Origin of the sequence: Paenibacillus cisolokensis (assembly GCF_018403665.1) — a bacterium.
Taxonomy (GTDB): Bacteria; Bacillota; Bacilli; order Paenibacillales; family Paenibacillaceae; genus Paenibacillus_AH; species Paenibacillus_AH cisolokensis.
On sequence record NZ_BOVJ01000031.1, the window covers coordinates 23,484 to 29,807 of the forward strand.

Below are 6,324 nucleotides of genomic sequence, written 5' to 3' on the forward strand. Positions count from 1 at the left end.
GGCAGCGCTCGAATCCGAACGCAGCTTTGACGAAGCGATGGCGTTTTGCGCAGCGGGGACGACTATCTGGTCGTCTCCCATGTTCAGCCCGACGGGGACGCGATCAGTTCGACGCTGGCTGCCGGATGGCTGCTGCGCAAGCTCGGCAAGCGCGTCACGCTGCTGAACGAAGGGGACATTCCCGCCCGTCTCGGATTTCTTCCCGGGTTTGACGCCATCGCCAGCTTCAAGCTTTCGCCTCCGCAACGCAAGTTCGATCGCGTCGTCGCCGTCGACTGTGCCGATTTTCGCCGGATCGGCCTGTCCGCAGGCTGCTTCGCGGAAGATGCGAAGCTGCTCAACATCGACCATCATCCGACGAACGACGCATTCGGAACGGTCAATCTGATCCGCCCGAATGCGGCGGCGACGGCCGAAATTTTGTTCGAGCTGATCGAATATGCCGGCTTGCCGCTCGATTCCGAAGCGGCTACCGTGTTATATACGGGGCTGCTGACCGATACCGGCGGTTTCCGGTATTCGAACACAAGCCCGCGCGTCATGAATATCGCGTCGCAGCTGCTGGCCGCAGGCGCTCCCGCCCACCAGATCGCCGACCGGCTGCTGGAGCGGATGTCGATGCCGCAGATCAAGCTGCTGCAGCGGGGGCTGAACCGCTTGACGTTCACGCCCGACGGCCGGATCGGATGGCTCTATATCGTAGCGAACGATATGGCGGAGACGGGAGCGGAGCCGGAAGATCTGGAAGGGCTTGTCCATTACGCCCGCAATGTCGACGGCGTCGAAGTCGGCATTCTATTCAAGGAAATGAAGGACGGCTCGGTCAAGGCAAGCCTCCGCTCGGCGGGGACGGTCGACGTGTCTGCCATTGCCCAGATGTACGGCGGCGGCGGACATGTCCGCGCCGCAGGCTGCCGGGTTGACGGTCCGCTTGAAGAAGCGATGGCGCGTGTCATCCGCACGATTGAAGAGGCGATGAACTGATGGACGGCGTACTGGCAGTTTGGAAGCCGGCCGGCTGGACATCGCACGATGTCGTCGCCAAGGTCAGACGCATCATCCGCGTCAAGCGCATCGGGCATGCCGGCACGCTGGACCCGCAAGTAACGGGCGTGCTGCCGCTTTGCGTCGGCCGGGCGACGCGAGTTGTCGAATATTTGCAGGAATTGCCGAAAGCTTATGAAGCCGTTTTGCAGCTCGGCATTGCCACCGATACGGAAGATCTTACCGGGCAGGTCGTCGCTCGTGTGCCGGAAGTGCGGATCGGGCGCGGGGAAATCGAAGCGGCTCTGGCTTCTTTCAGAGGCGAGATCGAGCAAATTCCGCCGATGTATTCGGCGGTCAAAGTGGAAGGCAAGCGTCTGTACGAGCTGGCGAGAGAAGGCAAATCGGTCGACCGCAAACCGCGCAAAGTGACGATTTACGACCTGAAGCTGGGCGAATCCGATCTGGAGCGGCCCGATCCGCGCATCACGTTTACCGTCGTATGCTCCAAGGGCACGTATATCCGTACGCTCTGCGTCGATATCGGCCGGGCGCTCGGCGTCCCGGCCGCCATGGCGCAGTTGACGCGGACGATGTCGGCCGGATTGACGGCGGAGCACTGCCTGACTATCGACCAGATCGAGGAGCTGGCAGCCGCAGGGACGCTGGCCGACCGGCTCATTCCGGCGGATGCCGCCGTCGGCCATCTGAGACGGATTTCCGTTGGCGACGAGACGGCGGCCATGGCGTCGCAGGGACGCGCCGTCCCGTACGGCCGCCTGTCCGAGAATCCGGATGACGGGGAGACCGTCCGCCTGTATGCGGCGGGCGGCGCATTTATCGGCTTGTTCAAGGGAGAGGAGGCCGCGCGTCTGCTTCGTCCGGTCAAGGTGTTCGCGCCGGGCTTCCCGAATGAATCGGAATCTATGTAAGAATTGCAGGTGCATCGCAAGTGGAAATGATATCGATTCAATATCCGCCTCCGCCGGACGGAAGCCTGTCCGAAGCGGGCATCTCGCTCGCGATCGGGCATTTCGACGGCGTTCATAAAGGCCATCGCAACGTCATACTCCGGGCGGTGGAGGCAGCCAAGGAGAAAGGTCTTGCCGCTTCGGTCATGACGTTTCATCCGCATCCGAAGGAAGTGCTGGGCCGCGGCGAGCAGTATTTCACCTGCCTGACGCCGCTCGAGCTGAAGCGCGAGCAGTTTGCCGCTTTGGGCGTCGAACGGCTGTATGTGATGAAATTCGACCTGACGTTTGCCGCGGTTACGCCCGAGGCGTTCGTCCGGGAAGTGCTTGTTCCGCTGAATGTAAAGCATGCGGTCGTCGGCTTCGATTTCCGGTTCGGCACCCGCGGAGCGGGTACGGCGGAAGAGCTGCGGCGGCTCGGCGGCGACCGCTTCGATACGGATATTATGGAGGCGCTTCGGCTTCACGGGCGGAAAGTCAGCAGCACGCGGGTGCGCGACGCGCTGGCCGAAGGCGATGCCCGTCTTGCCGCCGAGCTGCTCGGCCGGCCGTACGAAGTGCGGGGCACGGTCGTGCACGGAGACAAGCGGGGGCGGACGATCGGTTTTCCGACTGCGAACTTGGGCATGACGGACCCGTATGTGACGCCCCGCCTCGGCGTCTACGCCGTAACGGTGGAGATCGAAGGCACCGTTTACCCGGCCGTGTTAAACAACGGAATGAAGCCGACCTTCAACAAGGACGGCTTTCAGCCCGTCATGGAGGCGCATCTGCTCGATTTCAACGGCGATTTGTACGGCAAGAAAATGGCGATCCGCTTCCATGAGTTTATCCGGCCCGAGCGGCGGTTCGCGTCCGTGGACGAACTGGCCGCCCAAATCGCCGCCGACGCCGCTGCGGCGCGGGACATTATGGCCAGAGACGCCGCCGGAGCGGCGGATGTGCGCATCCGCTGACAGGGCTTGTCCCGAAATGGCGGTTTTTCAATTTACTTTTTCATTTCGAATGTGGTATACTTGGTAACGTTGCGCGGTACCGTTGGATGAGATCGCCATTCGGCGGCAATGCGCGACGAACCTCGGCTTGGCCGTGCGCGCTCACCGGCGGCGACTGGGCTGACGGGGATCGATCGAATCAAGGAGGTGAACGATATGGCAATTACGCAAGAACGCAAACAGGAACTGATCGAACAGCACAAAACCCACGAGAACGACACGGGGTCTCCGGAAGTGCAAATCGCCATTTTGACGGAGAACATCGCCAATTTGACCGAGCATTTGCGGGAGCATAAGAAGGACCACCATTCCCGCCGCGGTCTGCTGAAGATGGTCGGGCAGCGCCGCAAGCTGCTGGCTTATCTGAAAAAGAAAGACGTGCAGCGTTACAGCGCGTTGATCGAGAAACTCGGCCTTCGCCGATAAGCGGTGCGTTCAGAAGCAACCTGATTGTTCAGCAATCCGGAGTTTTTCGGACTTGCTGCGACAGGTTGCTTTTTGGTATCGTGCGTTCTCCGTTCAAGCGCATTTGTTTGAAGGCCCCGGGAAGGAATTGCGGGCAACATGTCGAAATGAAGATTGGTGACAGGAGGGATACTATTGGTTCATCGCGTAGAAATGTCGCTGGCCGGCAGACCGCTCGTGCTGGAGACGGGAAGACTGGGCAAGCAGGCCAATGCGGCCGTAACGGTGCGGTATGGCGATACCGTCGTGCTCTGTACCGTAACGGCGTCGTCGGAGCCGAAAAATCTTGATTTTTTCCGTTGACCGTCAACTATGAGGAGCGCTTGTATGCCGTCGGCAAAATTCCCGGCGGTTTTATCAAGCGGGAAGGAAGGCCGAGCGAGAAAGCGATACTGGCCAGCCGTCTGACGGACAGGCCGATTCGGCCGCTTTTTCCTGAAGGGTTCCGCAACGAGGTGCAAATCGTCGATCTCGTCATGAGCGTCGACCAGGACTGCTCCCCCGAAATCGCGGCCATGATCGGCACGTCAGCGGCGCTTACGATTTCCGACGTACCGTTTAACGGTCCGATCGGCGGCGTCATTGTCGGCCGGGTCGACGGCCAGTTCGTCATTAACCCGACCGTCGAGCAGGAAGCGAAGAGCGATATCTATGTCGTCGTGGCCGGTACGAAGGACGCGATCATGATGGTCGAGGCCGAAGCGAACGAAGTGCCGGAAGACGTCATCCTCGAAGCGATTATGTTCGGCCATGAGGAGATCAAAAACATCGTCGCCGTCATCGAGGAGCTTCGCGGTCTCGCCGGCAAGGAAAAGATGGAAGTGCAGCTGCATCAGGTGGATGCCGAAGTGAATGCGGCCGTTCGGGCGTATGCCGCCGAGCGTCTGATCGAAGCGATCCGGATTCCGGAGAAGCAGGCGCGTCAGGATGCGATCGACGCCATCAACAACGAAACGGTTGCCCATTTCGAAACCGTATACGCCGAAACGCCGGAGCTTCTTTCCGACGTCAAGGAAGTGCTGCACAATATCGTCAAAGAAGAAGTCCGCCGTCTCATTACGCACGACAAAGTGCGGCCGGACGGGCGTGCGCTGAATGAAATCCGTCCGATCGAATGCGATACGGCGCTGCTGCCGCGCACTCACGGATCGGGCCTGTTTACGCGCGGACAAACCCAGGCGCTCAGCATCTGCACGCTCGGAGCGCTCGGCGACGTGCAAATTTTGGACGGCATCGATCTGGAAGAATCGAAGCGGTTCATGCATCACTACAATTTTCCGCCGTTCAGCGTAGGTGAAGCGCGTCCGCTGCGCGCGCCGGGCCGCCGGGAAATCGGACACGGAGCGCTGGGCGAACGGGCGCTGTCCAAGGTCATTCCGCCGGAATCGGAATTTCCGTACACGATCCGCCTCGTTTCCGAGGTGCTGGAGTCGAACGGCTCGACGTCCCAGGCGAGCATTTGCGCCAGCACGCTGGCGATGATGGACGCAGGCGTTCCGATCAAGGCGCCGGTTGCGGGCATTGCGATGGGATTGATTAAAGACGGCGATCAATTCTCCATCCTGACGGATATTCAGGGCATGGAAGACCATCTGGGCGATATGGACTTCAAAGTTGCGGGCACAGCCAACGGCGTGACGGCCATTCAGATGGACATCAAAATCGACGGCATCGACCGGGCTATTCTGTCGCAGGCGCTGGAGCAAGCGCGCGAAGGCCGGTTGTTCATTCTCGACAAGATGCTGGAAGCGATCAAGGAGCCGCGCAAAAGCTTGTCCCCGTATGCGCCGAAGATCGTCACGCTGCAGATCAATCCGGACAAAATCCGCGACGTAATCGGAGCGGGCGGCAAAATCATCAACAAAATTATCGAGGAAACCGGCGTCAAAATCGACATCGAGCAGGACGGTATGGTTTATATCGCATCGTCGGACGAGGCGGCCAACCTTCGCGCCAAACAGATTATCGAAGGCATCGTCAAGGAAGTCGTCGTCGGCGAAATATACGAAGGCACCGTCAAGCGCATCGAGAAGTTCGGCGCATTCGTCGAAATATTGCCGAACAAGGAAGGGCTCGTGCACATTTCGCAGCTGGCTGCCGAGCGCGTAGCCAAAGTCGAGGACGTCGTCAAAATCGGCGATATCGTTACGGTAAAAGTGACGGAAATCGATCAGCTGGGGCGCATCAATTTGTCCCGCAAGGCGGTACTGGCTTCACAGGTGCAGGCGAAATAGCCGGCCGCATGGCGGATCGCAGCCTATAAAGCATGAAACGAACAAAGAGTCAGAGTCGATCTGTCTCTTTTTTGTTTTCTCTCATAATCTCGTCCCCCCGTACATACTAATGGAAACGAAGACAAGCGCAGGGGGATAAAGTATGAACATACGAAAACTCGCGGGTCTGGCCGCAGGCTTGCTGCTTGTAGCCGCTGTATACAAGCTGCATGACGGTCTGGCGGATTATATCGATTATGTCAAAAGCGGCCTCCAGCAGCTCGCCGCGCCCGTTTCGGCCTGGCCGTCCTCTGCTGACGGAAGCAGGCTCTACGAGCGGATTCGGCAGGAGGCGGACAAGCGCTTCGAGCCTCCGGTCAACGCCGTCGTCGATCGGATATGGAAAGCGATTCCCGGTTACAACGGACGGGAAGTGGATATCGAGCAAACCTATATCGCCAATGCCGGCATCGGCCCCGAGGACGAGATCACGTATATATACCGGGAAATCGAGCCGGAGATCGGGTTGGACCAGCTCGGCCCTCATCCGATATACCGGGGCAATCCGCGCAAGGCGATGGTGTCGCTCATGATCAACGTGGCCTGGGGCAACGAATATTTGGAGCCGATGCTTGACACTCTGGACCGGGAAGGCGTCAAGGCGACTTTTTTTTTTGGACGGCAGCTGGCTCTCCA

The 6,324-nt window shown here is 59.6% G+C and carries 4 protein-coding genes and 2 pseudogenes; all 6 read left to right on the forward strand.

The window, feature by feature from the left end; genetic code table 11:
• The first annotated feature begins 45 nt into the window (after positions 1-45).
• Positions 46-984 carry a DHH family phosphoesterase gene (locus PACILC2_RS04585; protein WP_213527761.1) on the forward strand — a complete coding sequence of 313 codons (939 nt, stop codon included), beginning with the start codon at positions 46-48 and terminating at the stop codon, positions 982-984.
• On the forward strand, positions 984-1,916 hold the full coding sequence (gene truB / locus PACILC2_RS04590) for a tRNA pseudouridine(55) synthase TruB (RefSeq protein WP_213527763.1): 933 nt from the start codon (positions 984-986) through the stop codon (positions 1,914-1,916). Before PACILC2_RS04585 ends, truB begins: the two co-directional genes overlap by 1 nt.
• A gap of 26 nt (positions 1,917-1,942) precedes the next feature.
• Entirely contained in the window at positions 1,943-2,911 is a 969-nt protein-coding gene (locus tag PACILC2_RS04595) for a bifunctional riboflavin kinase/FAD synthetase (RefSeq protein ID WP_213527765.1), read from the forward strand.
• A 195-nt stretch (positions 2,912-3,106) separates the two neighbouring features.
• Entirely contained in the window at positions 3,107-3,376 is a 270-nt protein-coding gene (gene rpsO, locus PACILC2_RS04600) for a 30S ribosomal protein S15 (RefSeq protein ID WP_062492607.1), read from the forward strand.
• Positions 3,377-3,550: 174 nt separating this feature from the next.
• Positions 3,551-5,649: pseudogene (pnp, locus tag PACILC2_RS04605) on the forward strand (polyribonucleotide nucleotidyltransferase).
• A gap of 142 nt (positions 5,650-5,791) precedes the next feature.
• A pseudogene (locus tag PACILC2_RS04610) lies at positions 5,792-6,324 on the forward strand (polysaccharide deacetylase family protein); the annotation flags it as partial.

Excerpts from the sequence above, each read along its gene's own strand:
- PACILC2_RS04595 (WP_213527765.1), top strand. The coding sequence starts at position 1,943 with ATGATATCGATTCAATATCCGCCTCCGCCGGACGGAAGCCTGTCCGAA.
- rpsO (WP_062492607.1), top strand. The coding sequence starts at position 3,107 with ATGGCAATTACGCAAGAACGCAAACAGGAACTGATCGAACAGCACAAA.
- truB (WP_213527763.1), top strand. The coding sequence starts at position 984 with ATGGACGGCGTACTGGCAGTTTGGAAGCCGGCCGGCTGGACATCGCAC.